The organism is Streptococcus sp. 2021WUSS109 (assembly GCF_044427305.1).
GTDB classification, from domain to species: Bacteria; Bacillota; Bacilli; order Lactobacillales; family Streptococcaceae; genus Streptococcus; species Streptococcus suis.
Map to the genome: position 1 here is coordinate 13,731 of NZ_JAOTGF010000009.1, position 26,825 is coordinate 40,555.

The following is a 26,825-nucleotide window of genomic DNA, read 5'->3' on the forward strand; positions in this document are numbered from 1 at the left end:
TATGGTAGCGGTTCCGATTTGGCGTTCTTTTTTGATATTGCTTTCTTTTTCATCATTTTTTCTTGTATTTTATGAAGACAGTCAGTACAAACCTTTCGGTCTTCGATATTGGCTGGGGGTTGGGGCTTGTATCTGGCTCAATTTTGTGACTTTGGCATCCTATTTTATCGCCTTTACTGGTGGTTCAACTATGGTCTATAATCAGTATAAACAGCCATTGGTTGTGATATTCCTTTTTTGTCTATTCGTGGCTAGTATGCTAACCTTACTTTCCTTTAAGGCTATCAAGATGATGATTCGACGAACCAAATATTATCGACAGGTAAGAAAGGAAGTCTAGTATGGAATTTTTTGGTGAGTTGCTAGTTGAGTTTTTGACTGGTCTAGCAGACTTCGATGAAAAGAATTACCCTCCCTTTGGAATTCGCTATTGGCTAGGTTGGTTGGGAGTTCTGATTCATGTTTTACTCCTAGCATTGCTTACTTGTGTGACTGTCTTCTTTTTCAAGTTTTTCTTGGTTGGAAAAGGCTTGATTAACGTAGTAGTGGCAGTTGTTTTCCTGCTATTTGCCCTATTTTGGCTTTGGAAAAGCGGAAAAACAATCTTGAAAATGTGGCAAGCAACGATTTATTATTTAGCTATTCATTAGAGACACCAGTTTACCAGCTGGTGTTTTTTGATACCTATTTAAACAATTCAAATTGAAAATATGCTATAATGAAAAGATAATATTTTAGATATATTTTACAGAAGAGCTGATGATTGGTTGAAGGATAAAGGAGTTAGAATGGGTCGCATGATGCCAGGGCGGATTCGCCAAGAAGGAATTGATTTGTACGAGGCTGGAAAACTGACTGTTCTTCATAGTGAGAATGGAAAGATGGTGCTGGATATTGCTGGTGAGCGCTTTACTTACGGCGATGCAGATAGCGATTTACAGTGTAGTTGCCAGTTATTTCAAAGGAAGGGCTACTGTCAACACCTGGCTGCCACGGAGTATTTTTTAAAAAATGATGCCTCAGGCAAGGATATGAAGCAGTCTTTGAAAGAAGATGGTGAACAACATAAGGAAACCGTCCGTCGGACTTATTTTGGCGGTCTCTTTTTAGATGAAATTTTGCGGCCAGAACCTGAACTGGGGCTTAAGTATCAGTTATCAGTTGAAGGGAGCTTATTGCCTTATGATCGTCAGATAGATTGGACCTTGAAAATTACCCGCTTGCCAGATACACGTTCGTACATTGTGCGGGACATCGGAGCTTTTTTGCGCATTGTGAAAGCCAACGGTCACTATCAGATAGGTAAAAATTATTATGAGCAAGTTACTTATGAAAATTTTGATGAACCAAGTCAGGCTCTCCTGGATTTTCTCTGGGCCTTGGTACCAGAGAAAGTTGGTATAGATTCGGATATTCTTACTCATTTTGGACGACATTTTCGTCTGCCACAAGCCTATTTTGAGGAGGGGTTGGAGCTGTTAAATCAGCTAGAACATTTTAACTTTTCCTATCAACAGCAGTTCTATTCCTCCTTGATGGTTCTTCCGTTGACAGGTGAGGAAGGGCTCTATCATTTTGAGGTGACCGTTCACACGCAGATGATTGAAATGGTTATTCACGAAAAAACAGTCCGACCTCTTTTTCATGGGCGCTATCTCTTAGTAAATGGCACGGTTTATAGTGTCAATCGCCATCAAGAACATCTGATTTACCAAATTTCCGAACTTGTTCCAACCGAATCAGGATTGAGAAAAGTGCAGGTGGATTTCCCTGACCAAAATCGTCTGGCTTTAAGCTTGCTGGATTTGCAGACAATTGGGACTGTTAAGGCACCTAAACGCTTCGTCATTCATGATTTCAAGCCAGAATTTCATATTCAGATGGAGGCAAATGAAAGTTTATCACTCCAATTGGTTTTGGATTTTGATGGACGTAAGGTAAGGAGTGAAGAGGATTTGGCTCTCCTGCCATTTGCCAGCCATTTCCAACATTTGGAGAGGGTCTATCAGGCTATTCGTTTAGCTGGCTTTAGGGGGACATATCATGCCCAGAGAGCGGCTCTTAGTCAGCAGGAGCTCTATCCATTTTTCCAACAACAATTGCCTATATTACAAAAAATGGGGCAGGTTCATCTAGCAGAAAGGCTACAGGATTTATATATTGAAGCCAAACCTCAATTAGAAATTGTGCGTAACGGCTCACTTTTGGATATTTCGTTTGACTTATCAGGTATTGAACAATCTGAAATCGATCAGGCGATTACAGCCTTGTTGAATCAAGAGGATCACTATACTAGCCCGAGCGGTAAGGTATTTGTTTTTGATGAGGAAACCAAGAAAATCAGTCAAACCCTAATCTATCTGCGGGCCCGTCATGGTAAGGAGGGGCAGGTACAAGTCCATGCTCTTGCCGGTTACCAATTGGCTCAATCCTTGTCACAATTCAACCAAGTCAGTTTTTCCAAGGAATTTGAGGAAATGGCAAGCTATCTAGCTCAGCCAGATTTGTTCCCGCTTCCTGCTGTGGAAGTAACAACGTCGCTTAGGGATTATCAGCAGACAGGGCTTAAGTGGTTGACTATGCTGGATACGTATGGTTTTGGTGGAATTTTAGCTGACGACATGGGGCTTGGAAAGACCTTGCAAACTATCGCCTTTCTGTCCAGTCGGATGACAAAAGATTCTAAAGTTTTAATATTGGCACCGTCTAGCTTGATTTATAACTGGTTAGATGAGTGCAAGCGGTTTGCTCCAAGTTTAGATGTAGCAGTTGTTCATGGAAATAAGGAACAGCGTGAAGAGATCATTGCCAATGGGCACCAAGTCTTAGTTACCTCCTATCCATCCTTCAGACAGGATGTTGCACTCTATAGACAGGAACGCTTTGACTACCTCATTTTAGATGAGGCGCAGGTCATGAAGAATGCCCAATCTAAGATTGCACAGCTACTGCGTGAGTTTGAGGTTGGGAATTGCTTTGCCCTCTCAGGTACTCCGATTGAAAACCATTTGACGGAACTCTGGTCCATTTTCCAAATTGTCTTACCAGGTTTATTGCCAGGCAAACAAGACTTTGGTAAATTAGCAGCCAAAGACATTGCGCGGACTATTCAACCCTTCGTTCTCAGACGTCATAAGGAAGACGTTCTTCAGGAATTGCCTGATTTGATAGAGGTCAATGTACTTAATGAACTGACAGATGAACAAAAAGCCATCTACCTAGCCCAGCTTCAACAAATGCGGACTCAAATAGCTGGCGCAGATGATGCTCAAATCAATCGTAGCAAGATAGAAATCCTATCAGGAATTACTCGCTTACGTCAAATCTGCGATACCCCCAGCCTTTTCATGGAAGAGTTTAGTGGTGAGAGTGGCAAACTTAATAGTTTGAAAGAATTACTCTTGCAGTTAAAAGAAGGTGAACACAGGGTCTTGATATTCTCCCAATTCAGAAATATGCTGGAAAAAATAGAAGAACAGCTGGTAGAAATTGGGATGACATCCTATACTTTGACTGGTTCAACACCTGCTAACCAACGCCAAGAAATGACACAGGCCTTCAATGCAGGAAGTCGAGATGCCTTTCTCATTTCCTTGAAAGCAGGTGGCGTTGGCTTGAATTTGACAGGTGCAGACACAGTCATCCTAGTCGACCTTTGGTGGAATCCTGCCGTGGAAGCTCAGGCTATCAGTCGAGCTCATCGCATGGGGCAGACTGAAAAGGTTGAATGCTATCGCCTGATTACTAGAGGGACAATCGAAGAGAAGATTCAAGAATTGCAAGAAAATAAAAAGAACCTTGTCAAAACAGTCCTTGATGGCAATGAAAGCCGAGCGAATTTGACGGTTGAGGACATTCGCGAAATTTTAGGGATTGAGTGATACGGAATCAGTTGACTCAGCGTAGAATTAGGAAATAAGGCCTAAGTATGGTATAATAAGGGTTCGAAAGGATGACTTATGATTAGACATGAAAAAAGATTTCCACTAGTCGCAGATGATGAGGTACTAGTTGGAGAAAATCCAATTATGAGTTTATATGATGAGAGCGACCTGATTAGCAATATCAGGGGACCTTATCAAGAAAAGGAATTTAGCTGGTCTACCGATTCACAGCGAGTTGCGTCGACAAAACCAGTAGCACAAACGGAAGATGAGCTCCTGCCTCCTCTGTTTGAAGCTAAGCCAAGCCATTATTCTCGCAAGGAACGCCTTCAGCAACTGACTAAAACGAAGCCTTCTCCAGTGAAAACACAGGGGCAATTGGCTCGTGAACAGGCTAGAGAAGACTTGAAGAAAAAACGATCAGCAACCTACTTAAGAGATGAAAAACCAGCACCAGCTAAAGTTGTGGTGAAACCTCCTGTCGTTTCAACAACTGAATCTAAGGCAGGTCGGTTGACACGTTTGGCGGACAACTTACGTCAGACAGACTATATTCTCGCTGATATGCCAGCTGTCTATTCTTTGAAGAAAGAAGATAGAGAACAGGAGCAGGTTATAAAGAAAAATTCGTATGACTTTTTAAGAAAGAGTCAGGTTTACAATTATCCTGAGCGCAGACAACAACGAGATCGCCAAGTGGCACAAGAATTGAATTTGACACATATAGAAGAGGAATAACATGACAAAAACCTATCATTTTATCGGAATTAAGGGATCAGGTATGAGCGCACTTGCTCTTATGTTGCATCAAATGGGGCATAAGGTTCAAGGTAGTGATGTAGAGAAATACTACTTTACACAACGTGGGCTTGAACAAGCTGGGATTCAGATTTTACCGTTTGATGAGAAAAATATTACAGCAGATGTTGAATTGATTGCTGGTAATGCTTTTCGTCCAGATAACAATGTGGAAATCGCTTATGCTGATGCCCAGGGCTATACCTACAAACGTTACCATGAATTTCTAGGTGAATTTATGAAAGGTTTTACGAGCCTCGGTGTTGCTGGTGCCCATGGTAAGACCTCTACAACGGGATTATTGGCACATGTTATGCGCAATATCACAGATACTTCCTTCTTGATTGGTGATGGTACTGGTCGCGGTTCGGCAAATGCTCAGTATTTTGTGTTCGAATCCGATGAATACGAGCGTCACTTTGCCCCATACCATCCTGAATACAGCATCATTACCAATATTGATTTTGACCATCCAGATTATTTCACCAGTCTAGAGGATGTCTTCAATGCTTTCAATGATTATGCGAAGCAAGTAAAAAAAGCTCTCTTCGTTTTTGGTGAAGATGAGCAACTTCGTCGTATCACGGCAAATGCTCCAATTTATTACTATGGTTTTGAGGAAAACAACGATTTTGTTGCCTATGACTTGAAGCCTTCTACAAGTGGTTCACAATTCAAAGTTCGCCATGGTGAAGAAGAGTTGGGAGAATTCCAAATTCCAACCTTTGGTAAGCATAATGTGATGAATGCAACAGCTGTTATTGCCAATCTCTATATTGCTGGATTTGATTTGCAACTGGTTGCAGAACACTTGAAGACATTTGGAGGTGTCAAACGTCGCTTTACGGAGAAAATTGTCAATGATACTGTTATCATTGATGACTTTGCTCACCATCCAACGGAAATCATTGCAACCATTGATGCGGCACGTCAGAAGTATCCTAGCAAGGAGTTGGTAGCCATTTTCCAACCACATACATTCACTCGTACCATTGCGCTTCTCGATGAGTTTGCAGATGCTTTGAATGGAGCAGATGCAGTTTACCTTGCTCAAATTTATGGATCAGCGCGTGAAACAGACAATGGTCAGGTTAAGGTAGAAGATTTGGCGGCTAAAATCAACAAAAAAGGTGGACTTGTTACAGTTGAAAACACTTCACCACTTTTAGACCATGACAATGCAGTATATGTATTTATGGGAGCTGGTGATATTCAGTCCTATGAATATTCCTTCGAAAGACTCTTGTCAAATCTTACAAATAACGTCCAATAAAAAGAAAGACGGAGGCCTATGGCCCCTGTTTTTCCGCTATATAAGGGAGAAAATTATGGAAATTCGTTTTGCTACTCCTTCGGATTTAGAACAAGTTGTTTTGATTGAAAATGCCAATTTTTCTAAAGAGGAACGGATAGCTGAGTCTGTTCTTGCTACTTATCTGAATACTTTGAGTAAAACCTGTTTAATAATGGAACACGATGGGGAAATAGCAGGATATTTATTATCTTGTCCCTCTGTTTCGCAGACTGTTACAGACGATATTTTTTACTTGACAGAGAGTGACATGCCGACAGGCAGTCACCTAGCTATTGCCAGTCTATCCGTAGCGGATTCCTATAAGGGACAGGGAGTGGGAACTCTTTTGTTGGCAGCCATAAAAGAAGTGGCTTTAGCGGGAGGATTTGAAGGAGTTTCCCTGACCTGTAAGGGGTATTTGATTAGCTACTATGAAATGAACCAGTTTGAAGATTTTGGCCCCTCCTTGTCGCAATTTGGAGGACAAAGGTGGAGTGATATGTACTGGAAAGCCTTGTAGAAAGGGAAGTTCTTGCAATTCATAAGCCTTTAAGATATAATGTATAGTAACTGTGTGAAAGGAGTAACAGCGTGACAAAGGATACGAATGAAAAAAACACGCAGTCTTCAGGCTTCCGCGATCAAATTTTACGAGATTTGGAAGAATTGAAGGTGAAACGTTTGGCGGAACAGTCAGCGGATGTTCTTGTTGATAAGCGTAATGAAGTTATCAACGAGCTCCAGCCTAGTCTTGCCGAAGAAAAAGCCCCCCATAGAGAGACTGAAATTGTAAAAGTAGAAGGTATTGCTTTCCCTGATTCATACTTGTCAGAAGAACAGCAAGAATCAGAAGTGATGACGGAAAGTATTGAAGAGCCAACATCAGAAACTTTGGCTACTCCAGAGACTTTTGTGATTGAAAAAGAAGTTGTTTCAAGTCCAGTTCCACAAGATACTGTTGAACGAAACTTGGAGAAATTAAGGAATCTTGTGGCTGCTAATACGGCAGGATTTGATGAAGTACCATCAAGCTCGTCAGTTTCTGAGCCAGTAGAGTCTGTCCTTCCGGGAAATTCTCCTTTAGAAGATACATTTTTGGAATTCCCAACGGAAGACGTGTCAGCTGTGACTGGTGATACAGAAATCATCTCACTAGAGGAAACTATTATTGCTCCAAAGACAACGGCTATTGTTCCAGAAGTAGACAAGCAGATGCAGGAAACACAACCCAGAAGAAGAACAACCCACAGAACAAGCAAGCAACGTCGTAAAAAACAAGATAATGCCGCTAAACACATTGTCTCTGTTATCATGTCGATTGTTGTAGTGGCAGTCCTAGTGACAGGCGTTACTGGTTATATGTGGGTAAAATCTAGTCTGGAACCAGTCAATGCAAAAGCTACAGAAACTATTCAGGTAGAGATTCCAGAAGGAACTTCAACTTTAGAAATTGGTAAAATTTTAGTTGACAACAAGTTGATTAAGAATGCTACTATTTTTAATTACTACTCTAAAATTAAGAGTTATAATAATTTCCAAAGTGGTTTTTATAATTTAAAACAAAATATGTCTGTGGATGACATCGCCAAAGCACTTCAAGAAAGCGGAACTCCGACAGCTCAAAAAGAAGCTGCAGGGAAGGTTTTGATTGTTGAAGGGTATACATTAACACAAATTGCTCAGGCTATTACAGACAATACTAATACAAAAGATAAGAACGATAAAACACCATTTACTGCAGAACAGTTTATGGCTACTGTGACCAACCAAGATTTTATTAATCGAATGGTTGCTACTTATCCAAAACTGTTTGCCAGCTTACCAGCTGCTGATAGTGGAGTTATTTATCAGTTGGAAGGTTACCTCTTCCCAGCGGTTTATGAATACAGCGATGAAACAACTATCGAAGAGCTCGTTGAGCAAATGATTGCCGCGATGGATAATCGTTTACAACCATATTATGAAACGATTACTGCTAAGAATTTGACTGTAAATGAAGTTCTTACCTTGGCATCTTTGGTTGAAAAAGAAGGTTCTACTGATGAAGATCGTCGAAACATTGCAAGTGTCTTCTTTAACCGCTTGAATGCAGCAATGCCTCTACAATCTAATATTGCAATCTTGTATGCTCAGGGTAAACTTGGTCAAGAAACAACTCTAGCAGAAGATGCAGCGATTGATACATCAATTGAGTCACCATACAACATTTATTGGACACCAGGATTGATGCCTGGACCAGTGGATAGTCCAAGCCTTTCGGCTATCGAGGCAGTGATTAATGCCAACACAACAGACTATCTTTACTTTGTAGCAGATGTTACAACTGGAAATGTTTACTTTACAAATAATATTGATGAACATAACCAAAACGTTGCTAAGTATGTAAATGCACATCTTAATAATGAGTAAATTCTTAAAACAAAATTATGTGGTTTTCCACATAATTTTGTTTTCATGAAAAATAAAAGAAAAGGAAAGACAAATGGCAGAAAAAACATATCCAATGACCTTGGAAGAAAAGGAAAAATTAGAAAAAGAACTAGAGGAACTAAAGCTAGTTCGTCGACCAGAAATTGTTGAACGTATTAAAATTGCTCGTTCTTACGGAGACCTTTCAGAGAACTCTGAGTACGAAGCAGCTAAAGATGAACAGGCATTTGTTGAAGGTCAAATCTCAACCATCGAAACAAAAATTCGCTATGCTGAAATCGTAAACAGTGATGCAGTTGCGGCGGATGAAGTGGCAATTGGTAAGACTGTGACTGTTCAAGAAGTTGGTGAGACCGAAGAAGAAGTCTATCATATCGTTGGTGCTGCAGGTGCAGATGCCTTTGCAAACAAGATTTCAAATGAAAGCCCAATTGGTCATGCTTTGATTGGTAAAAAAACAGGAGATGTTGCAACAATTGAAACACCTGCTGGTAGCTATGATGTAAAAATCTTGAAGGTTGAAAAAACGAAATAAGGTGTGGAGAGAGTCGAAAGATTCTCTCTTTTTGTATAGTCGTTTAGTATATCTTTGATTTCTTCGACGAGTACTGAGGCGAACAGAGTTCGATTCAGCTCAACAACTTAAAACGAAAAATTGTTGACGAACTCTTCTATGAATGGTTGAGCTCTTTCCCACTCCCTATTTCCAACCTCCAACTATTTCCCAGATAGTTGGAGCAAGTTCAAAAAACTATATAAGAAAACAACCATCTGAAACAGATGGTTGCGATTTTTTATCTAGAACGTTGTTTACCGGCGTTACGGTTTGATTTCTTAGACGTTTTTTCTTCGATGATAGCGGATGCTTTAGGAGTTACATCCTTGATAGTTGATTTATATGGTTTTGGAGGATTATTTTTAAATTCTTCTTCAACCTTAGCACGGATACGTGGTTTCAAGATGAAGTTTGTAAGAGCTTGTTGAACAAGACCGATAAATCCACCGACTACCCAGTAGAGGGTAACACCAGCAGGTGAAGACCAAGAGAACATAACAATCATCAATGGGTTCATGATTGCCACAGCTCTCATTTGTTTCTTCTGTTCTTCGTCCATACCGACTTGCATCAGAAGTGATTGAGCGTAGTAGAGGATACCAGCAATAGCTGTTAGAATGAGACTTGCAGAACCGAGATCAATGCTAAGGAAGGTTGCTTCTGAGATTCCTTCCGTGTAACGAGCTGCATAGAAGAGTGCCGTAAAGAATGGCATTTGAATCAAGATAGGAAGGCAGCCCATTCCACCAAACACGCTGACACCATATTGTTTTTGAGCAGCAAAGTATTCCTGTTGGGCAGCCAATTGCTCTTCTTGGGAACTTGCATTTTTCATGCGTTCTTGGATTGGACCTAAAATTGGTTTGAGGTAATTCATTTTCTCAGACTGATAGGTTGATTTCCAAGATTGGTAAATACCTAGTGGCATGATGAAGAGACGAACAATCAATGTCACGATAATGATAGCAACACCGAAACCGAGTCCTTGGTTTTCTGCGAAGAATTTAATCAGGTTTCCCATTGGGGCAACAAGGAAGTTGTAGACCCAACCTTCACCAGTAGGAACACCGTTCTTTGTCTGCACACATCCTGATAGAAATACTAGCGTAGACAGGGCTAGACTTGTTAATAAAATTCGTTTATTCTTTTTCAAAATGATACATTCCTTTTTTTACAAGATACATTCTATTTTACTTTTTTTGTTCAAAATATACAAGTTTTATCTATAAGCCACCTGAAAATCCTTATAGTCTTCGAAGTTGGCTAGGGTGACATCGAGATAGGTGACTTTGGCCATACGAGAGGGCCCTTTTCGTATTTCATGAATAAAATGGCTGAGCTTCTCAGCATTTTCTGATTGGGCGAGGATGGTTACAGTACCATCTTCGTTATTCCAGACCCTACCAGTTATATCACCAATTTCCATAGCAAGGTATTGAACAGACCAACGAAAGCCGACTCCTTGCACACGACCAGATGCAATCATTTTTACCTTTCGCATAAGTTTCTCCTTTTGACAAGACATTTACTTTATTATATCATGGTTGGGTAAGACTGTTCAAAAATCAAGATAATTGATTTAGCCGTTGGAAAATTGAAGTGGCTGAGCAGTAAAAGAAAAAGGGGCATTCATGGAGATCATTCGCTCAAAGGCCAATCATTTGGTCAAGCAGGTTAAAAAATTACAACAGAAAAAATACCGTACTTCTTCTTATTTGATTGAAGGTTGGCATTTGTTGGAGGAGGCTTTGGCAGCCAAAGTACCTATTGAACATATCTTGGTATCAGAAGAACATGTTCATCGGGTTGCTGGTTTATCCAATGTAACAGTTGTTAGTTCAGATATTATGCAGGATTTAGCAGACTCACGGACACCGCAAGGGGTAGTAGCTCAACTGTCCTTACCAAATCAGACCTTACCCGATGTCTTAACAGGAAAATTTTTGGTTCTGGAAGATGTACAAGATCCTGGAAATGTTGGTACCATGATTCGTACAGCTGATGCAGCTGGTTTTGATGGAGTATTTCTATCGGATAAGTCGGCAGATATTTACAATATGAAGGTTCTGCGTTCCATGCAAGGGAGTCATTTCCACTTGCCAGTTTATCGGATGCCGATGACTGCTATTTTTTCTGCTTTAAAAAGTAATCATATACAAATCTTGGCAACAACCCTCTCTAGTCAGTCGGTTGACTATAAGGAAGTTACGCCAAATCCGAGTTTTGCCTTGGTTATGGGAAATGAAGGTCAAGGAATTTCAACTTTTGTAGCCGATGAGGCGGATCAACTTGTCCATATTACCATGCCAGGGCAGGCGGAAAGCCTCAATGTAGCCATTGCGGCGGGTATTCTATTGTTTAGCTTTATTTAAGCCAAGTGTACTATAGTGTGGTATAATATTCCAACGAGGTTAACGAATGGTTGCATATAAACAAGATAAAGAATACATGCATTACGTGGGGCACTTGATTGCCACACCTAAGGTGCAAAAATTGGGGAAAATTCCTCATCATTATTACTCCACGCGCTTGGAACATTCCATCAATGTCTCTTATACAAGCTATAAGATTGCGAAAAAATTTGGTTGGGATGCCAAGTCAACAGCTCGTGGTGGTCTATTGCATGATTTATTCTTCTATGATTGGAGAGATACCAAATTCAACAAGAGCCATGCTTGGGTTCATCCACGAATTGCTAAACGCAATGCTCAGAAACTCATTCAACTCAATAAACTAGAAGAAGACATCATTGTGAAGCATATGTTTGGTGCGACAATCGCTCCTCCTCGCTACAAGGAATCCTGGATTGTGACATGTGTGGATAAGTATTGGGCTGTGAGAGAGTGGAGTCTGCCCTTACAACACAAGTGGAAAAATCGTAAGGTCTTTCGGTTTCAATAAAATGATTTAAAGGAGAATAGTATGAATAACGATTCATTTATTATTAATCAGGTGGATAATACCGCCCTCAACCGTTTCTTCGGTAAAATTTATGGTGTGGTTGCCATGGGAATTGGTCTGTCAGCTCTAGTTTCTTTCTTGGCTGTGACCGTCTTTCAATCTTTATTGCTTAGTCTGCTGAGTGCAGGTTCCATCATCATGATGCTGATTATGATTGGTCAGATTGCCTTGGTTGTTTCTGCTTCAGCAATGGCAGCTAAAAATAGCCCAATGGCTCTACCAATGTTTCTTGCCTACTCAGTAACAAATGGGATTACCATCAGCATGATTTTGATGTTCTATACTAGCGAAACAGTTGTACTCGCCTTCGTGTCAGCGGCTCTCATGTTTGCTATCATGGCTGTAATTGGGATGACAACGAAGAAAAACCTTTCTGGTATGGCACAAGCATTGCGTGCAGCTCTTTGGGGAATTATTATTGCAAGTGTTATTAATATCTTCCTTCGTAGCTCAGGTCTAAGCTTTATGATGTCTATCATTTCTGTTTTGGTATTCTCAGGTTTGATTGCTTATGACAACCAACGTATCCGCAATGTTTTCGAACAAACTGGTGGTAATGTTGGCCAAGGTTGGGTCGTATCCATGGCGCTTCAGCTCTATCTTGACTTCATCAACCTCTTCCTCAACTTACTCCGTATTTTTGGTGGTTTGAGTAGAGACTAATTATGACATATAAAAAAAGAGGGGTGCCCTCTTTTTTTATATGTCGTTTGTTATGCTAGAGCTCCCATTGGATCCCATGGGGCAAGGACTTGTGGTTGAGCTTGATAAGCTGCTAGTTCTTCTGGTGTGAGGAATTCTTTTCGGACAACAATCTGATAAGTGTACTCGTCCATCCAGCTATCTGATGCGACGAAGTATCCCTTGTCACCAACCTTGTCACCCCAAGAGTTTTCTACTTTCCATTTGAGAGGTTGCTCATTGTCGTCTAAATCAACACCAGTTAAGACCATAGCGTGGGTCATCAAACTTTCGGAGTAGTCTAATCTTCCAGCCTTGTCTTGATGGAAATGGATACCCAGACCTGAAGAGAAGTCGTAGGTGTTGGTTGCCATAATACCAGTTTGACGATTGCTACTTTGACCGACATCGGAACCAAACCAAACGGATTCACCAGCTTTGAGTTGGGCAATAGCCAGTTCTTTAAACCGGTTCATTTCTACATTGAGGTAGCGGACAGCAGGGGCGCCAACAACGTTCCCCAACAATTCGACTGTATATGATTTATTGTAAGGTTTGTCGGTTGTAGGAGCGTTGATAATAGAGACGTAGTCAGATAGTTTCAAACCAACGTATTTCTCGTAGAATGCCTGAGGTGTTACATTTGTATCACGGTGATAGACATTGTCTTTATCTCTATATGCAAAATCAAAGCTGCGTGGAGGGAGTCCAAGGTTGACGGCTAGGAAGTTAAAGATTTCTTGAAGTAAGTTTTCTTTTTGTACTTGAACTTCTTCCGAGGAAGCTCCTTTGGCAAGGAGGTCTCGCAAGATTTGTGCATCTTGGCGGAGCAATTTGTTAAGGTACTGATTGAGCTCACGGCTGGCACTGGATGAGATAGATTCTGGATAGACAGATTTCGGTACTACACCATATTTTTCAAATAAGGCAACAACCATATCCCATTGACCGCCATCTTGTTGAGGGGTATCCAATAAGAATTTTACCTTACGGCTACCAATTTCTTGGTCAGCTGTAGCAATGATTTGTTCGAGGAACCAGTTGGACTTTTCATATTTATCCCAAAAGAAGGTATGGGCCTGTGATAGCTCAAAATTTTCTAGCTTGAAGTCTGAGATGAGCTTGTGGCGGAAGGTATTCAATGCAGCAAACATCCAGCAACGTCCAGAAGCCTTTTGGTTTGAAACAGCGTCCTTGGTCAAGTCGATTGAAAAGACATAGTCATTGTCGATGGCGCTTTGGCGTGTTTCTAAGGATTTCAAAAGTCCGTTGTGGCTCACGGCATTTTCGGTTGCCTGTAGGCTTGGATTAGCTAGATAGTTGGCATACAAGCGTTCTGTAAAATCAAAATCTAATGTTGACATATATTACTCCTTTTTTTAATGATATTCACATTATAACGCTCGCAATTTATTTTGCAAGTATTAGGTGGAGTTGAAAGCTACAGTTCCTCACATATTTGTGATATAATAGGAAAAATATTTGATGAGGTAGCGACATGACCAAGACACCATTTGTTAGTAAAGAAATTTTGGAAACTATTACGGAGCAATTTCCGACTCCTTTTCATTTGTATGATGAAAAAGGCATTCGTGAGAAGGCACGTGCCCTCAATGCAGCTTTTTCATGGAACAAGGGCTTTAAGGAATATTTTGCGGTCAAGGCGACTCCGACACCCGCTATTTTGAAAATTCTACAAGAAGAAGGCTGTGGAGTGGACTGTGCAACAGATGTAGAAGTGCTGATGAGTGAAAAATTGGGCTTTAAAGACATCATGTTTACATCCAATGATACCCAAGCGCAAGAATTTGTCTATGCTCGAAAAGTTGGGGCGATCATTAACCTTGATGCATACGAACACATTGAGTTTTTGAAAAATGTTGCTGGTATTCCAGAAACGGTCTGCCTCCGTTACAATCCTGGAGGAGTCTTCTCGCTGGGAACGGACATTATGGACCACCCAGAAGAGTCTAAGTTTGGGATGACCAAGGAACAGTTGATGAAAGGCTATAAGGAGCTAAAAGAACTGGGTGTAAAGCAGTTTGGGATCCATGCCTTTCTAGCTTCGAATACAGTAACAAATGACTACTATCCTGTCTTGGCTCGTCAACTCTTTGAATTGGCCTTGGAAATCCGTGAGGAAACAGGTGTGACCTTAGACTTTATCAACCTCTCAGGCGGGATTGGGGTCAACTATCGTCCTGAGCAAGAACCAAACGATATTGCTATCATTGGTGAGAGTGTCCGCAAGGTTTACGAGGACATTCTCACGACAGCTGGTATGGGACATATAAAAATCTTTACAGAATTGGGTCGCTTTATGTTAGCGCCACACGGTCACTTGATTACAAAGGTGCTTCATCGTAAGGAAACCTATCGGACTTATATTGGTGTCGATGCATCAGCTGCCAATCTCATGCGTCCTGCTTTCTATGGCGCCTACCACCATATCACCAATATCACGCGCCCAGATGCCCCAATCGAAGTGGTGGATGTGGCAGGTTCCCTCTGTGAAAACAACGACAAGTTTGCAGTTAATCGTGAATTGCCACGAGCCGAAGTAGGAGACACCTTGGTCATTCATGACAGTGGTGCCCACGGCTTCTCCATGGGCTACAACTACAACGGTCGTCTGCGTTCTTCTGAAATCCTTTTGCAGGAAGATGGCACAGCGCGTATGATTCGTCGTGCTGAAACACCAGAGGATTATTTCGCAACCATTTACGGTTTTGAATTTGACAGGTAAGTCTTGGAAAAGCCTGCTAAATTTGGTATAATAGACTCATTAAGAGATTGTCGCAGGGCAATTCCGAATGAATTATTTTTAGAAGAATCAGGAGATTGACAAATGAACTTAGGTTTAGCAATTTTACTTATTGTATTGGCATTTGCAGGTGGTGTAGCCTTGGGTATTTACTTGTCACGCAAACAAGTTGAAAACTACATTGCTGACAAGCCAGTGTTGGATGAAAATGCTTTGCGTTTGATGATGAGCCAAATGGGGCAAAAACCAAGCGAGGCAAAAGTACAACAAGTACTTCGCCAAATCAAGAGCCAACAAAAAGTGGCAAGCAAGAAAAAATAATCAAACTGGGACTGGGATATTCATTCCCAGATCCCATTTTTTGAGTAGAAAAGAAAGGCTAGTCAGATTTTCTGGCTATTCTCAGTATTATGGATAATCGACCAATAGGTTTTTTAGATTCAGGTGTGGGGGGATTAACGGTTGCGCGTGAGTTAATGCGCCAACTTCCCCATGAAGAAATTGTTTATATAGGGGACTCGGCACGGGCACCTTATGGACCCCGTCCAGCGGAACAAATCAGAGAATATACTTGGCAATTGGTCAATTTCCTTTTGACAAAAAATGTAAAAATGATTGTCTTTGCCTGCAATACGGCAACAGCGGTAGCCTGGGAAGAAGTCAAGGAAAAGTTGGATATTCCTGTTTTGGGTGTTATTTTACCAGGTGCTTCGGCAGCTATTAAGGCAACGCAAACTGGGAAGGTTGGTGTCTTAGGAACGGCTATGACCATTCAATCAGATATTTATCGACAAAAGATTCAGGCCCTTTCTCCAGAAACGCAGGTAGACAGTCTGGCCTGTCCAAAATTTGCCCCTTTGGTTGAGTCCAATAGCCACCAGTCCAGTCTTGCCAAAAAGGTTGTTTATGAGACACTTCGACCACTCGTTGGGAAAGTGGACACTTTGGTCTTGGGATGTACCCATTATCCCCTACTTCGCCCCATCATCCAGAATGCCATGGGCAAGGATGTCAAGTTGATTGACAGTGGGGCAGAGTGCGCGCGAGATATTTCTGTTTTATTAAATTATTTTCAAATCAACCGCAGCCGTACCGAAAAGGATATTCAGCACCAATTTTACACAACAGCTAGTCCAGCAGCATTTAAAGAAATAGCTGAAAGCTGGATGGGCATTGATATTCATGTGGAGCATGTAGAACTATGACAGACAAGATATACGAATACAGAGATGAACACAATTGGTTTATTGGAAAAGCCAGCTTTGCCAATCTATTTGGTTCATTTGCTGAAAATGGAAGAGAGCAGGAAATTTACCAGATTGGTCAATTGTTTGACAAACTGATTGCTGGTAATTATGAAGATGAGAATTTTAACCAGTGTGTCAATATTGAGGTGATTAAACTTCAGTCTGAATTTGCCCTCTTTCAATTTGCCTGTGATACTTTGAATGAGTTAAACAATAGACAGTTCAAGGTTCTCCAACACCAAGGAGCTATTCTGGTAACAGAGAATGACAAACTTCTCTTAGTCCATCTGCCCCAATCAGGAGTTAGCACGGCAGATTTCTTCGGTCAAGACAAGGGATTGGCAAGCGTGGGAGATACCATCTTGATCGCTACAAAAAATGAAGGTAAGACCAAGGAATTCCGTAAGTTTTTTGAGCGTTTTGGCTACCAGGTCGAGAACCTCAACAACTATCCTGACCTGCCAGATGTAGCAGAAACTGGTGTGACTTTTGAGGGAAATGCACGGCTCAAGGCTGAAACCATAGCAGAGCTGACAGGCAAGATGGTCTTGGCAGATGATTCAGGCTTAAAGGTTGATGCACTTGGCGGACTGCCAGGAGTTTGGTCTGCCCGTTTTTCAGGTCCAGATGCCACAGATGAGCTCAATAATGCCAAACTCTTGCACGAGTTGGCCATGGTATTTGAACTGAAAGATCGTTCTGCTCAGTTCCACTGCACCCTAGTTATGGCGGCTCCAAATCGTGATAGTTTGGTTGTCGAAGCGGACTGGGAAGGCTTTATCGGTATGGACCTCCGTGGGGAAAATGGGTTTGGATACGATCCACTTTTCCTCGTAGGTGAAACAGGTAAGACCTCGGCAGAATTAACCCTAGAAGAAAAAAATAAGATTTCCCACCGTGCACAAGCACTAGAAAAATTAGTGGAGGCATTTCCAGTATGGCAGGAGCAAGCAAAACAATCCTAGTCATGAGCGACTCTCATGGGGATAGACAGATTGTAGAGGATATTAAACATCATTATATTGGCAAGGTCGATGCCATCTTTCACAATGGTGATTCGGAGCTGGATAGTCAAGATAGTTTGTGGGACGGCATTCAAGTGGTCAATGGGAACTGCGACTATTTTGGTGGTTACCCTGACCAGCTCATTACTCAATTGGATGGTGTGACTATCGCTCAGACTCATGGTCATCTTTATGGCATTAATTACGGCTGGCAGCGGTTGGATTATTGGGCACAGGAAGTTGATGCGGATATTTGTTTGTATGGGCATCTGCATGTGCCTGATGCCGAAGTGCGTGGCAAGACCCTCTTCCTCAATCCTGGCTCCGTTAGTCAACCTCGTGGTTTGGTCAGAGAATGTCTCTATGCTCTTGTGACCATCTATGATGATCACTTCCATGTGGATTACTACAATCGACAGCACCAACTTTACCCAGCATTGACAAAGGATATTTCAAGATGATTGCAAGAGAATTTGAAGCCTTTTTATTGGACCAGGAAGAAACTTTCTTGACACCAGCGGATAAATTGGCAGTAATTATTGATACGCATAATATTGACCATGCAAAACTGTTACTCAGTCACATGACCTATTCACGCGTACCTGTGGTAACAGAAGATGGCCGCTTTTTTGGAACCATCGGCTTGACGGAAATCATTAAATATCAAGCTGAAAATGAACTATCGGATGATGAGTTAAACAGAGATATTTCTGTGATTGTAAAGACAGATGAAGAGACTGTTGGTCTGGATTATGATTTGACAGAAGTGATGCGCAAGCTAGTAGATCAATCTTTCTTACCCGTCCTTGGGGAAAATAGAGAATTTATGGGAATCATTACACGAAAATCCATCTTAAAAGCAATCAATGCTCTCTTGCATAATTTCCCCCTAGCATCAAAAGAAGGCAAGAAATGAAGCAGGCGATTGAATCTTTTATCCAGAGCAAGAAGGTCAGTGTCAACAGCCAAAAGTCCTATACCTATGACCTGCAGCAGTTTGTGATAGTAACAAAGGGGGAGATTAGCCAACAGTCTCTTTTGGTCTATCAGCAGTCTCTTCTAGACTTGAAACCTGCTGCTCAGAAAAGAAAAATGTCAGCGGTCAATCAATTTCTCTACTTTCTTTATGAAAATAATCTCCTGGATCGTTTTTATAAATTGCAAACGATGTCAGGTCCAGCCAGCGTCAAAAAGAAACTGGAGCGTGAGGATTTAACTCTCCTCTTTCAAGAAAGTCCTTGGCTTGATGGGCAACTGATTACTCTTTTGATTACCTTACTAGGGCTGACTCCTAGTGAAATAGCAGAGCTGACTAGTCAGCAGGTCAATCTGGATTTTCAAGTCCTGACAGTTGAGAAGGGAGGAGCCAAGCGAGTGCTCACTCTGCCCAAGGAATTGATACCCTATATGGAGTCTCATCTGTCAGGACGCTATGTCTTCGATAAGAAGGGACAAACCTATTCTCGTCAATGGTTTTTTAATCGTCTGACAGAATTTGTCCAGTCCATCGGCAAGCCTGATTGGACAGCCCAAAAATTACGGGAGCAGTATATTCTAAAACAGATAGACGAAGGAAAATCCTTGGACCAAATCGCCAAGCAGTTGGGACTGAAAACAAGCATGAGTTTGGAAAAATTTAGATAATGGATATAAAATTAAAAGATTTTGAAGGGCCACTTGATCTCCTGCTACACCTGGTGTCCAAGTATCAAGTAGATATTTACGAGGTTCCGATTACAGAGGTTATTGAGCAATATTTGGCCTACATTGCTACCTTGCAAGCCATGCGTTTAGAGGTAGCGGGAGAATATATGCTCATGGCTAGTCAATTGATGGTCATCAAAAGTCGTCGGTTATTACCGAAGGTTGTTGAGCAAATTGATCCCGAAGATGATCCTGAAATGGACCTCTTAGACCAGTTGGAAGAATACCGCAAGTTCAAGCTTCTCAGTGAGAAATTAGGAGAGCAACATGATGAACGGGCCAACTATTTTTCAAAACCCAAATTAGATTTGATTTATGATGATGTACAATTAGCCAAGGATAAGACCGTCATTGACATTTTCCTAGCTTTTTCTAAAGTAATGGCTGAAAAACAGGCAAGCCTTCGTCAGTCTCATGCGACCATTGCCCGTGATGAATATAAAATCGAAGACATGATGGACTTTGTTCGCAGTCGTTTCGAGACTGGTCCACGCCTTGAACTCCGTCAGCTCTTTCAAGAAAGTCAAGATGTCAATGAAATGATTACGATCTTCCTTGCGACTTTAGAATTGGTCAAGGTTCATGAAATCGTCTTGGAGCAGACAGAGACTTTTGGAGATATTTATCTAGTAAGGAGTGAAGATGAATCGCTTAGCTGAAATCGAAGTCCTGCTCTTTGTGGCAGGTGAGGATGGCTTGACGTTACGAAATTTGGCAGAGATGTTGGAAATGCAGCCGACAGCTGTCAGCCAGCAGTTAGAGAAACTTAGTGAGAAATATATGGCAGACAAAGCCTCAGGCTTAGCCATCTTAGAATCCTCCAACCGCTACAAGTTAGTTACTAAAAAAGAATATGCAAACCTTTTGCGAATCTATGCCAAAACACCAATCAATCAGACTATGTCACGGGCTCTTTTGGAAACCTTATCAATCGTAGCCTATAAGCAACCCATTACTCGGATTGAAGTTGATGATATTCGCGGAGTCAATTCCAGTGGTGCCATCAGTAAATTACAGGCCTTTGACCTCATTCGTGAGAACGGTAAGAAAGAGGTTCTTGGTAGACCCAATCTCTATGTGACAACGGATTATTTCCTGGATTACATGGGAATTAATAGTCTAGAAGAATTGCCTGATGTGTCTGAAATAGATTTGATTCAAGAAGAAACAGAGCTATTCGTAGAAAGAAATGAGTTAGAAAATGAGAATTAATAAATACATTGCCCATGCTGGAGTTGCCAGTCGTCGTAAGGCAGAAGAACTAATCAAACAAGGACTAGTTACTGTAAATGGTCAGGTTGTTCGTGAGCTAGGGACAGTTATCAAATCGGGTGATAAGGTAGAAGTTGAGGGACAACCAATTTATAACGAAGAGAAGGTCTACTATCTCCTCAATAAACCACGAGGTGTTATTTCTAGTGTGTCAGACGACAAGGGAAGAAAGACAGTTGTGGACTTGTTGCCAACAGTTAAGGAGCGGATTTATCCTGTTGGTCGTTTGGACTGGGATACATCTGGGGTCTTGATTTTGACCAATGACGGTGATTTTACAGATGAGATGATTCACCCACGTAATGAGATTGATAAGGTTTACTTGGCGCGTGTCAAAGGGGTTGCTAACAAGGAAGTTTTGCGTCCCTTGACCCGTGGTGTTGTCATTGATGGTAAAAAAACTAAGCCTGCGGTGTATGAGATTATCAAGGTGGACCCTGTTAAGAACCGCTCAGTTGTGGAATTAACAATCCATGAAGGTCGAAACCACCAGGTTAAGAAGATGTTTGAGGCTGTCGGCTTGCAGGTAGATAAACTGTCTCGTACTCGCTTTGGTAATCTTGACTTGACCGGCCTACGTCCAGGAGAATACCGCAAGCTCAATAAGAAAGACATCAGTAAACTACATACCCTGGCTGTTACTAAGCCAGTAAAAAAATAATGACAAGACTCTTGATCGGCTTGGTCCGATTCTATCAGAAATTTATTTCCCCCCTTTTTCCGCCCTCTTGTCGCTACCGTCCAACTTGTTCGGCTTATATGATCGAGGCCTTACAAGAACATGGACTCAAGGGGATTTTGATGGGCCTGGCTCGTATTGGGCGTTGCCATCCTTTTGTGGAAGGTGGAGAAGATCCTGTCCCAGACAGGTTTAGCTTGAAGCGTCATATACAGAAGTAGGGAGACCTACTTTTTTGTTATTTATAGTTGTTTATACTCTTCGAAAATCAAAATTATCCGTTGTCAAGAGCCTTGATGAGTGAAAAGCTCCAGTGGAAGTTTTCAGCCTGTTACCTTGAAATAAGAAAGTAACAGAGTTCTATCTTCGACTTCGTTTTCTAGGCTACTTTTGATTTTCATTGAGTATTAGTTTGTTTTTAGTACTCGCTTCAAAGGTTCGGGAACTTTTGAAGGCTGGAGATAGGCCGAAACAAGTTCACCTCAATATTAAGAGTCCACTGGACTGTTAAAGCCAATCAACCACTGCGCTGAGATGTTGACACGAACTCTGAGAAGCAAGGTTGGTCTTTTTGCCCAGCCTCTATGATTTTCTATGAAAATTTGAAAAAAATGGGGCAAAACTCTTGATTTTCAGCCTTCTTTAAGCTACAATAGTATCACGATTTCATTGATTTAACTCAAACCTGTTGTGAGTTAAGTGAATGAATCATCATTCACCATGCTGTTTGCTGAGCTTGACTCCGGGCAGTGTGGCTATTTTTTTGTCTTTCTTACCATGGGAGACAGTCGAGTCTTTTTACTCAATGAAAATCAAAAAAAGAAACTAGAAAACAAGCATGGTATACGGCAAAATGAAGCTGACATGGTTTGGATTTGATTTTCGAAGGGTATTCGTATTTAGTGAAATGTCACCAGAGAGGTCCTTATGAATATTGAAACATTAGAGTATATAGAAGAAACAGCCAAAAACCACATTGTCTTATTTGAACCACAGATTCCACAGAATACAGGCAATATTGCTCGAACTTGTGCTGCAACCAATAGTCCTCTCCATATCATTAAGCCTATGGGATTTCCAATTGATGACCGTAAGATGAAACGTGCAGGACTAGATTATTGGGATAAGTTAGATGTTCGCTTTTATGATAATTTAGCAGAATTTATGGATTATGCCAGCAAACAAGGACGTGTTCACTTAGTGTCTAAATTTGCTGGTAAAACCTATTCGGATGAAGACTATAATGATGGGAACATTCATTATTTCTTATTTGGCCGTGAAGATAAGGGCTTGCCAGAAGATTTTATGCGTGAACATCCAGAGAAGGCTATCCGTATTCCAATGAATGATGAACATGTGCGTAGTCTTAATGTCTCTAATACAGCGTGTATGATTGTATATGAGGCTCTTCGGCAGCAACAGTTCGCTGGTCTAGATTTGGTTCACACCTATGATGGGGACAAGTTAAAATAGTGAAAACTTACCAAGCTCTTGCAAATGCAAGGCTTTTTTGGTATGATGAAATAGTCTTCAGGGCAGGGTGAAATTCCCGACCGGCAGTGTAAAACGTGGTAATTTGTTTTAAGACTAGGCAGCGAATCGAAGACCATACTGAATGTATGTCGAGATGAGCTAACGCAGTTTTAGAACAAAATAGACCGTTGGTAGTCTGCGAGCGAAAGCTGATGTGGTGCAATTCCACAACCGACAGTAAAGTCTGGATGGGAGAAGACGAAGTGGAGGCTTTTTGCCTGCTCTTCCACGCTTCTTCAATTTTCAAAAATTGGAGGAACCTTATGACAAACACACGCAAAATGACGATTATCGCCATTCTCTCAGCAGTATCCTTTCTGCTCATGTATTTGAAATTTCCGCTGATTCCAACAGCCAGTTTCCTGGAAGTGGATTTTTCTCTCGTACCGATTTTATTTGGTCTGCTTGTTCTAGATATGAAGTCTAGTTTTGCTATCCTTTTGGTACGAACTTTTCTCAAACTGATTTTAAATAATCAGGGACCATCGACAATTATTGGCTTACCGATGAATATTGCAGCTATGTCAGTTTTCATTTTAGCAGTAGCTTATTTCTGGAAAAATGAACAAACGTTAAAAAATTATTTAAAAGCAGCGACTATTGCGACGCTTGGTTCGACAGCAGTGATGCTGGTATTAAATTACGTTTATGCGGTGCCTGTTTATGCAGCCTTTGCAAATTTTGATATTAAAGAAATCTTGGGTCTGACTAACTATCTTTTGATGATGGTACTTCCTTTTAATCTTTTACAAGGGATTGTGCTTTCAGCAATATTTTATATCTGTTACAAAGCAGCCCAACCTATTTTAAAGAAAGTTTAACCTTTATAAGGTAAACTATACTGTATGAAGAATAAACAAATCCATTTACGAAACGCATCTTTTTTTGCTCTAGCCTTTGTGATATTGGGCTATGTAGTAAAATTTTATCCTAGTACCCTAGCAGGTTTTGACTCAACTGTCCAGTCTGCCATTCGTGGAAATTTACCAAGTGGAGCCAGTCAATTTTGGACCTCTATTACTGTTTTAGGAAATACGGTTATTATTTTAGCTATTACCATGATTCTAGCTGCTATCTTTTACTACTATAAAAAATGGAAGATAGAAGCTTATTTCCTACTTGCTAGTTTTGCGGCGATGGGTGTGGCATCCACAGCCCTGAAATATGTCTACCAACGTCCGCGTCCAAGTATTGAATGGTTGATTGATACAATCGGTTACTCATTTCCTAGCTGGCATACTGCATCAACTATGATGATTGCAGGAGCAGTTATTATTATTGTTCACCAGAGGATGAAGAAAGGCATAGCTAGACTTGTGCTACAAGCCGTGTTGATTCTACTTGCTGTCCTAGTAGCTGTATCCCGTATCTATATTGGGGTTCACTATCCGACAGATATTATCGGCGGTTGGCTACTTGCCGTCACTCTTTTACAAATGATGTATCCATTTTATGATCAGAAACGCTTTGAATGGCGTTTCCAAAGTAAGCAAAAATAGTCAATTTGACACCAACTCCTACTGTAAAAGGTAGGAGTTTTAATTTGTCATCCTTTGTAGAAGTGGCTTATTTCACAAGATTTATTGAGACTGAGCTTAGGCACAGCGCCATTTCTTAGAGTTCGCACTGGACTTATCGGAAAATAGTGCAAAAATCCTCCGAGAAATTCTCAGAGGATGATGATGTATAAATCTAGTTTTTGATTGGGCCATCAGCAACGGCTTCGATAGCATTTTTTATCGTTTGGGCGAAGACTTCGCCTCCATTACTTTCAAGATTGAAATGAACAAGGTCGGTATTGTACCAAATTGGTGGATTATCCTTTGCAACTTGATACCAGTCTGCAATGGAAATGTAATCATATTTTTCAGCCAATTCTTTTTCGTATTGACCGGTTTGATAGGAAATGGATTCGCTCGGAGTGAAGTTTCCATCGTAAGGAGTGACAAAAATAAGGCGCCGTCCTTTAGGAAAATCTTTGACTAGTTGGTCTAGTAGTTCCTGATAATTATCCGTAGTATTTGTACCTAGGGCTACAACTACAGTCTCTTTCAAACTATTATTTTGCTGATAAAGACTTATCAATTTAGCAATTTCAGAGAGATTTCGGCTGACAGTTCCATCAATCTGTGCATCTGGTAGCGCGGTCTGTATGGCAGAACTTGCGCGAACAGTAACAGAATCGCCAAAGATAATAACTCCTTTTTGAATTTCAAAACTAGTAGCTTTAGCGTTTTCAGCAGCAGATCGTGTTGTATTTAGTTGGGTCTGAGCTTGATAAAGATTGCTAACCATGCTCTCTTGTTCAAAACTTCCTAATTTTGGTGCAAACAGACAGATACCTAAGCTAATTGCAGTCAAGCAAGCAAAGCTGCTAAGAAGCCATTTTTTATAGGGTTTCAAGTCCATTGGTAATCCAAACAAACTTCCTACTTTACCAGCAATATATGGTTCTAGAATATAGAAGGAAATAGTTGATAGGATAGTAGAAAAAACAAAGGATAATCCCGCAGCGATAGAGGCATTTGTCAATTGTGTAAAGATAATGAGCAAGGGCCAATGGAAGAGGTAGATACCATAAGAAATACTTGCAAAGAAGAGGATAATTGCAGGTTCTTTGACATCTTCGGTTTTCTCGTGAAGTACCCGAGCAGCAAAAATCATAGTTGCTGTAGCTAAACTGGATAGAAGGAAACCAATTAGATAGGTCCAGATGGAACTGAATTGAAGAGTAAAGAGAAGAAGAAGTTCTACTCCTAGTCCTCCAAGAAACAGACCTATAGCTTGTTTGGTACTCAATGTATTCACTTGTTGCTGGAAGGCAGTTGTTGTATTTCCGATACCAGCGATGGTTGCGAGAATGCTTCCCAGGAAGAATGGGAAGGTATGTGTGAAGCTCGAGTAATAAATGGTTGAGAAATTATCCACAAAGAAACTTGAGATAGACATTGCTAAAAAACTTAGCGAGAAGAGGCTTATAGATGTTAGAAAAATTGATCCACGTAGTTGGCCCACACTTTTTGAGATGCGAGTCAGATACCAAACTAAACCAGCCCAGACAAGGTAATACTGAACTTCTATGGCTAGTGTCCAAGTATGCACAAATAGATGAGGTGAAAATTGATTCTCGTAACTACCACCTGATAGAATTTCAAAGAAGTTTGTCATGAATCCGAGCGCAGCGGCTATCTGATTGCCGATATTGGCAATGAAATCATTGCGGACAAGCAGAGCAAGTGGAAGAACCAAAAGAATCGTTAAAACCAGAGGGGGGAGAATCCGATAGAACCTTCTTCTGAAAAAGCTGACAATATCTATTTTTTTATGTTTTGCAAACTCATCAATCAAAAGGGCGGTTGTCAAATATCCAGACAGGGTAAAGAAGAGGTCAACCCCCACAAAGCCACCTGGGAAATATTTGATAAAGAAATGATAGAGTAGGACAAAGACTAATCCAATCACACGTATAACGGATAACCATTTAATTTTCATATTGATAAATCCCCTGTTTAAAAGTTCCTTCGTAGGTAGCTTGTCCTTCGGTGGTCAATTTTCCTTTTCCATCGGCGTAGCCGTTTTTAAATTGCCCGGTATAAACCCACCCACTTGCAGATGTGTAGGTTCCTTGACCGTGGAAAATTCCATTTTTAAATTGCCCCTCGTAGACATCTCCATTATCAAAGGTCAATTTTCCTTGACCATTCATTTTATTTGCGACCACATAACCGTTGTACTGCAGGGCGCCATTATTGAAAGTCATGGCTTGCTTGCTGGCAATTCGCCCTGTAAATACAGAGAGGGCACAGATGAGGATGATAATAAGGGAGAGGATTTCAAGTTTTGGACGGGTGAAATAACTTGTGATATCATGCCATTTTATACTAGGTAATTTGAACTCTTTCATCGTTTTACTCTTTCATAGGATTTGACCGACGCTAATCAGTTCTTTCTGGGATACAGTAAGAAATTATCAGTTCAGTCAGAAATAGTTTACCATTTTTTTACAAATATTACAAAA

30 protein-coding genes and 1 riboswitch are annotated in these 26,825 nt (G+C 40.9%); of the genes, 25 read left to right on the forward strand and 5 right to left on the reverse strand.

The genetic code is table 11. The annotated features are described in order from the left end of the window. Position 1: 1 nt before the first annotated feature. From ODU37_RS04730 to greA, 8 genes are all read left to right on the forward strand, one after another. On the forward strand, positions 2-340 hold the full coding sequence (locus ODU37_RS04730; protein WP_249562480.1) for an MFS transporter: 339 nt from the start codon (positions 2-4) through the stop codon (positions 338-340). Position 341: 1 nt separating this feature from the next. Continuing rightward, positions 342-650, forward strand: coding sequence for a hypothetical protein (locus ODU37_RS04735; RefSeq protein WP_023371299.1), 309 nt, complete (start codon positions 342-344; stop codon positions 648-650). Between the two features lie 138 nt (positions 651-788). Continuing rightward, positions 789-3,881 carry a DEAD/DEAH box helicase gene (locus ODU37_RS04740; protein WP_249562479.1) on the forward strand — a complete coding sequence of 1,031 codons (3,093 nt, stop codon included), beginning with the start codon at positions 789-791 and terminating at the stop codon, positions 3,879-3,881. A gap of 78 nt (positions 3,882-3,959) precedes the next feature. Continuing rightward, positions 3,960-4,622 (forward strand): hypothetical protein, encoded by a 663-nt coding sequence (locus tag ODU37_RS04745; protein WP_024384561.1) that lies wholly within the window; start codon positions 3,960-3,962, stop codon positions 4,620-4,622. A 1-nt stretch (position 4,623) separates the two neighbouring features. Next, on the forward strand, positions 4,624-5,955 hold the full coding sequence (gene murC / locus ODU37_RS04750; RefSeq protein WP_024385912.1) for a UDP-N-acetylmuramate--L-alanine ligase: 1,332 nt from the start codon (positions 4,624-4,626) through the stop codon (positions 5,953-5,955). Positions 5,956-6,010: 55 nt separating this feature from the next. After that, positions 6,011-6,496, forward strand: coding sequence for a GNAT family N-acetyltransferase (locus ODU37_RS04755; protein WP_002938320.1), 486 nt, complete (start codon positions 6,011-6,013; stop codon positions 6,494-6,496). 71 nt (positions 6,497-6,567) lie between these two features. After that, on the forward strand, positions 6,568-8,385 hold the full coding sequence (mltG, locus tag ODU37_RS04760) for an endolytic transglycosylase MltG (RefSeq protein ID WP_024382405.1): 1,818 nt from the start codon (positions 6,568-6,570) through the stop codon (positions 8,383-8,385). Positions 8,386-8,458: 73 nt separating this feature from the next. Continuing rightward, positions 8,459-8,941 (forward strand): transcription elongation factor GreA, encoded by a 483-nt coding sequence (greA, locus tag ODU37_RS04765; protein ID WP_002938298.1) that lies wholly within the window; start codon positions 8,459-8,461, stop codon positions 8,939-8,941. A gap of 259 nt (positions 8,942-9,200) precedes the next feature. Here greA and yidC read toward each other — a convergent pair whose 3' ends face one another. Further along, complete coding sequence (gene yidC, locus ODU37_RS04770) at positions 9,201-10,115, reverse strand: membrane protein insertase YidC (RefSeq protein ID WP_044759448.1); 915 nt, start codon at positions 10,113-10,115, stop codon at positions 9,201-9,203. A gap of 66 nt (positions 10,116-10,181) precedes the next feature. Beyond that, a complete protein-coding gene (locus tag ODU37_RS04775; protein WP_105105494.1) occupies positions 10,182-10,463 on the reverse strand; it encodes an acylphosphatase in 282 nt (93 codons plus the stop codon). A gap of 130 nt (positions 10,464-10,593) precedes the next feature. On the opposite strand from ODU37_RS04775, the gene ODU37_RS04780 reads away from it, so the two are divergent. Genes ODU37_RS04780 through ODU37_RS04790 form a run of 3 tightly spaced genes read left to right on the forward strand, consistent with a single transcriptional unit; the run spans position 10,594 to position 12,586 of the window. Then, complete coding sequence (locus ODU37_RS04780; protein WP_105105493.1) at positions 10,594-11,334, forward strand: RNA methyltransferase; 741 nt, start codon at positions 10,594-10,596, stop codon at positions 11,332-11,334. A gap of 46 nt (positions 11,335-11,380) precedes the next feature. Next, positions 11,381-11,863 (forward strand): HD domain-containing protein, encoded by a 483-nt coding sequence (locus ODU37_RS04785; protein WP_002942738.1) that lies wholly within the window; start codon positions 11,381-11,383, stop codon positions 11,861-11,863. Between the two features lie 21 nt (positions 11,864-11,884). After that, complete coding sequence (locus ODU37_RS04790) at positions 11,885-12,586, forward strand: Bax inhibitor-1/YccA family protein (protein ID WP_024405583.1); 702 nt, start codon at positions 11,885-11,887, stop codon at positions 12,584-12,586. A gap of 50 nt (positions 12,587-12,636) precedes the next feature. Here ODU37_RS04790 and pepC read toward each other — a convergent pair whose 3' ends face one another. Continuing rightward, positions 12,637-13,968, reverse strand: coding sequence for an aminopeptidase C (pepC, locus tag ODU37_RS04795; RefSeq protein WP_024391151.1), 1,332 nt, complete (start codon positions 13,966-13,968; stop codon positions 12,637-12,639). A 134-nt stretch (positions 13,969-14,102) separates the two neighbouring features. On the opposite strand from pepC, the gene ODU37_RS04800 reads away from it, so the two are divergent. The 14 genes from ODU37_RS04800 to ODU37_RS04865 all read left to right on the forward strand — a co-directional run bounded on the left by ODU37_RS04800 (position 14,103) and on the right by ODU37_RS04865 (position 24,306). Continuing rightward, positions 14,103-15,350 (forward strand): diaminopimelate decarboxylase, encoded by a 1,248-nt coding sequence (locus ODU37_RS04800; RefSeq protein ID WP_249562478.1) that lies wholly within the window; start codon positions 14,103-14,105, stop codon positions 15,348-15,350. A gap of 102 nt (positions 15,351-15,452) precedes the next feature. After that, the gene (locus tag ODU37_RS04805) at positions 15,453-15,689 is read left to right on the forward strand and encodes a YneF family protein (RefSeq protein ID WP_002939206.1); all 237 of its coding nucleotides are present in this window, start codon (positions 15,453-15,455) and stop codon (positions 15,687-15,689) included. Positions 15,690-15,778: 89 nt separating this feature from the next. Then, positions 15,779-16,573: a glutamate racemase gene (racE, locus tag ODU37_RS04810; protein ID WP_024399639.1), complete on the forward strand. Its 795-nt coding sequence runs from the start codon at positions 15,779-15,781 to the stop codon at positions 16,571-16,573. After that, entirely contained in the window at positions 16,570-17,580 is a 1,011-nt protein-coding gene (locus tag ODU37_RS04815; RefSeq protein WP_398580431.1) for a nucleoside-triphosphate diphosphatase, read from the forward strand. Before racE ends, ODU37_RS04815 begins: the two co-directional genes overlap by 4 nt. Next, positions 17,553-18,080: a metallophosphoesterase gene (locus tag ODU37_RS04820; RefSeq protein WP_024405578.1), complete on the forward strand. Its 528-nt coding sequence runs from the start codon at positions 17,553-17,555 to the stop codon at positions 18,078-18,080. Before ODU37_RS04815 ends, ODU37_RS04820 begins: the two co-directional genes overlap by 28 nt. After that, entirely contained in the window at positions 18,077-18,535 is a 459-nt protein-coding gene (gene cbpB, locus ODU37_RS04825; RefSeq protein ID WP_012027618.1) for a cyclic-di-AMP-binding protein CbpB, read from the forward strand. The genes ODU37_RS04820 and cbpB overlap by 4 nt, the downstream gene beginning before the upstream one ends. Continuing rightward, positions 18,532-19,263: a site-specific tyrosine recombinase XerD gene (gene xerD / locus ODU37_RS04830; protein ID WP_024399642.1), complete on the forward strand. Its 732-nt coding sequence runs from the start codon at positions 18,532-18,534 to the stop codon at positions 19,261-19,263. Before cbpB ends, xerD begins: the two co-directional genes overlap by 4 nt. After that, positions 19,263-19,982 carry a segregation/condensation protein A gene (locus ODU37_RS04835; protein WP_002942755.1) on the forward strand — a complete coding sequence of 240 codons (720 nt, stop codon included), beginning with the start codon at positions 19,263-19,265 and terminating at the stop codon, positions 19,980-19,982. The genes xerD and ODU37_RS04835 overlap by 1 nt, the downstream gene beginning before the upstream one ends. Beyond that, the gene (gene scpB, locus ODU37_RS04840) at positions 19,966-20,535 is read left to right on the forward strand and encodes an SMC-Scp complex subunit ScpB (RefSeq protein ID WP_002939233.1); all 570 of its coding nucleotides are present in this window, start codon (positions 19,966-19,968) and stop codon (positions 20,533-20,535) included. The genes ODU37_RS04835 and scpB overlap by 17 nt, the downstream gene beginning before the upstream one ends. Then, entirely contained in the window at positions 20,525-21,256 is a 732-nt protein-coding gene (locus tag ODU37_RS04845) for a pseudouridine synthase (RefSeq protein ID WP_012027615.1), read from the forward strand. Before scpB ends, ODU37_RS04845 begins: the two co-directional genes overlap by 11 nt. Next, complete coding sequence (yidD, locus tag ODU37_RS04850) at positions 21,256-21,495, forward strand: membrane protein insertion efficiency factor YidD (protein WP_249562477.1); 240 nt, start codon at positions 21,256-21,258, stop codon at positions 21,493-21,495. The genes ODU37_RS04845 and yidD overlap by 1 nt, the downstream gene beginning before the upstream one ends. 706 nt (positions 21,496-22,201) lie before the next feature. Beyond that, positions 22,202-22,747, forward strand: coding sequence for a tRNA (cytidine(34)-2'-O)-methyltransferase (locus ODU37_RS04855; RefSeq protein WP_024415255.1), 546 nt, complete (start codon positions 22,202-22,204; stop codon positions 22,745-22,747). A 49-nt stretch (positions 22,748-22,796) separates the two neighbouring features. Further along, a riboswitch (FMN riboswitch) is annotated at positions 22,797-23,011 on the forward strand. A gap of 59 nt (positions 23,012-23,070) precedes the next feature. Continuing rightward, positions 23,071-23,628, forward strand: a complete 558-nt coding sequence (locus tag ODU37_RS04860; RefSeq protein ID WP_024388277.1) for an ECF transporter S component — start codon at positions 23,071-23,073, stop codon at positions 23,626-23,628. 24 nt (positions 23,629-23,652) lie between these two features. Continuing rightward, positions 23,653-24,306, forward strand: coding sequence for a phosphatase PAP2 family protein (locus tag ODU37_RS04865; protein ID WP_024415254.1), 654 nt, complete (start codon positions 23,653-23,655; stop codon positions 24,304-24,306). Between the two features lie 193 nt (positions 24,307-24,499). Here ODU37_RS04865 and ODU37_RS04870 read toward each other — a convergent pair whose 3' ends face one another. Both ODU37_RS04870 and ODU37_RS04875 read right to left on the reverse strand, forming a co-directional pair. After that, positions 24,500-26,299 carry an acyltransferase family protein gene (locus ODU37_RS04870; RefSeq protein ID WP_024415253.1) on the reverse strand — a complete coding sequence of 600 codons (1,800 nt, stop codon included), beginning with the start codon at positions 26,297-26,299 and terminating at the stop codon, positions 24,500-24,502. Then, positions 26,289-26,711, reverse strand: a complete 423-nt coding sequence (locus ODU37_RS04875; protein ID WP_024396114.1) for a membrane protein — start codon at positions 26,709-26,711, stop codon at positions 26,289-26,291. The genes ODU37_RS04870 and ODU37_RS04875 overlap by 11 nt, the downstream gene beginning before the upstream one ends. Positions 26,712-26,825: the final 114 nt, after the last annotated feature.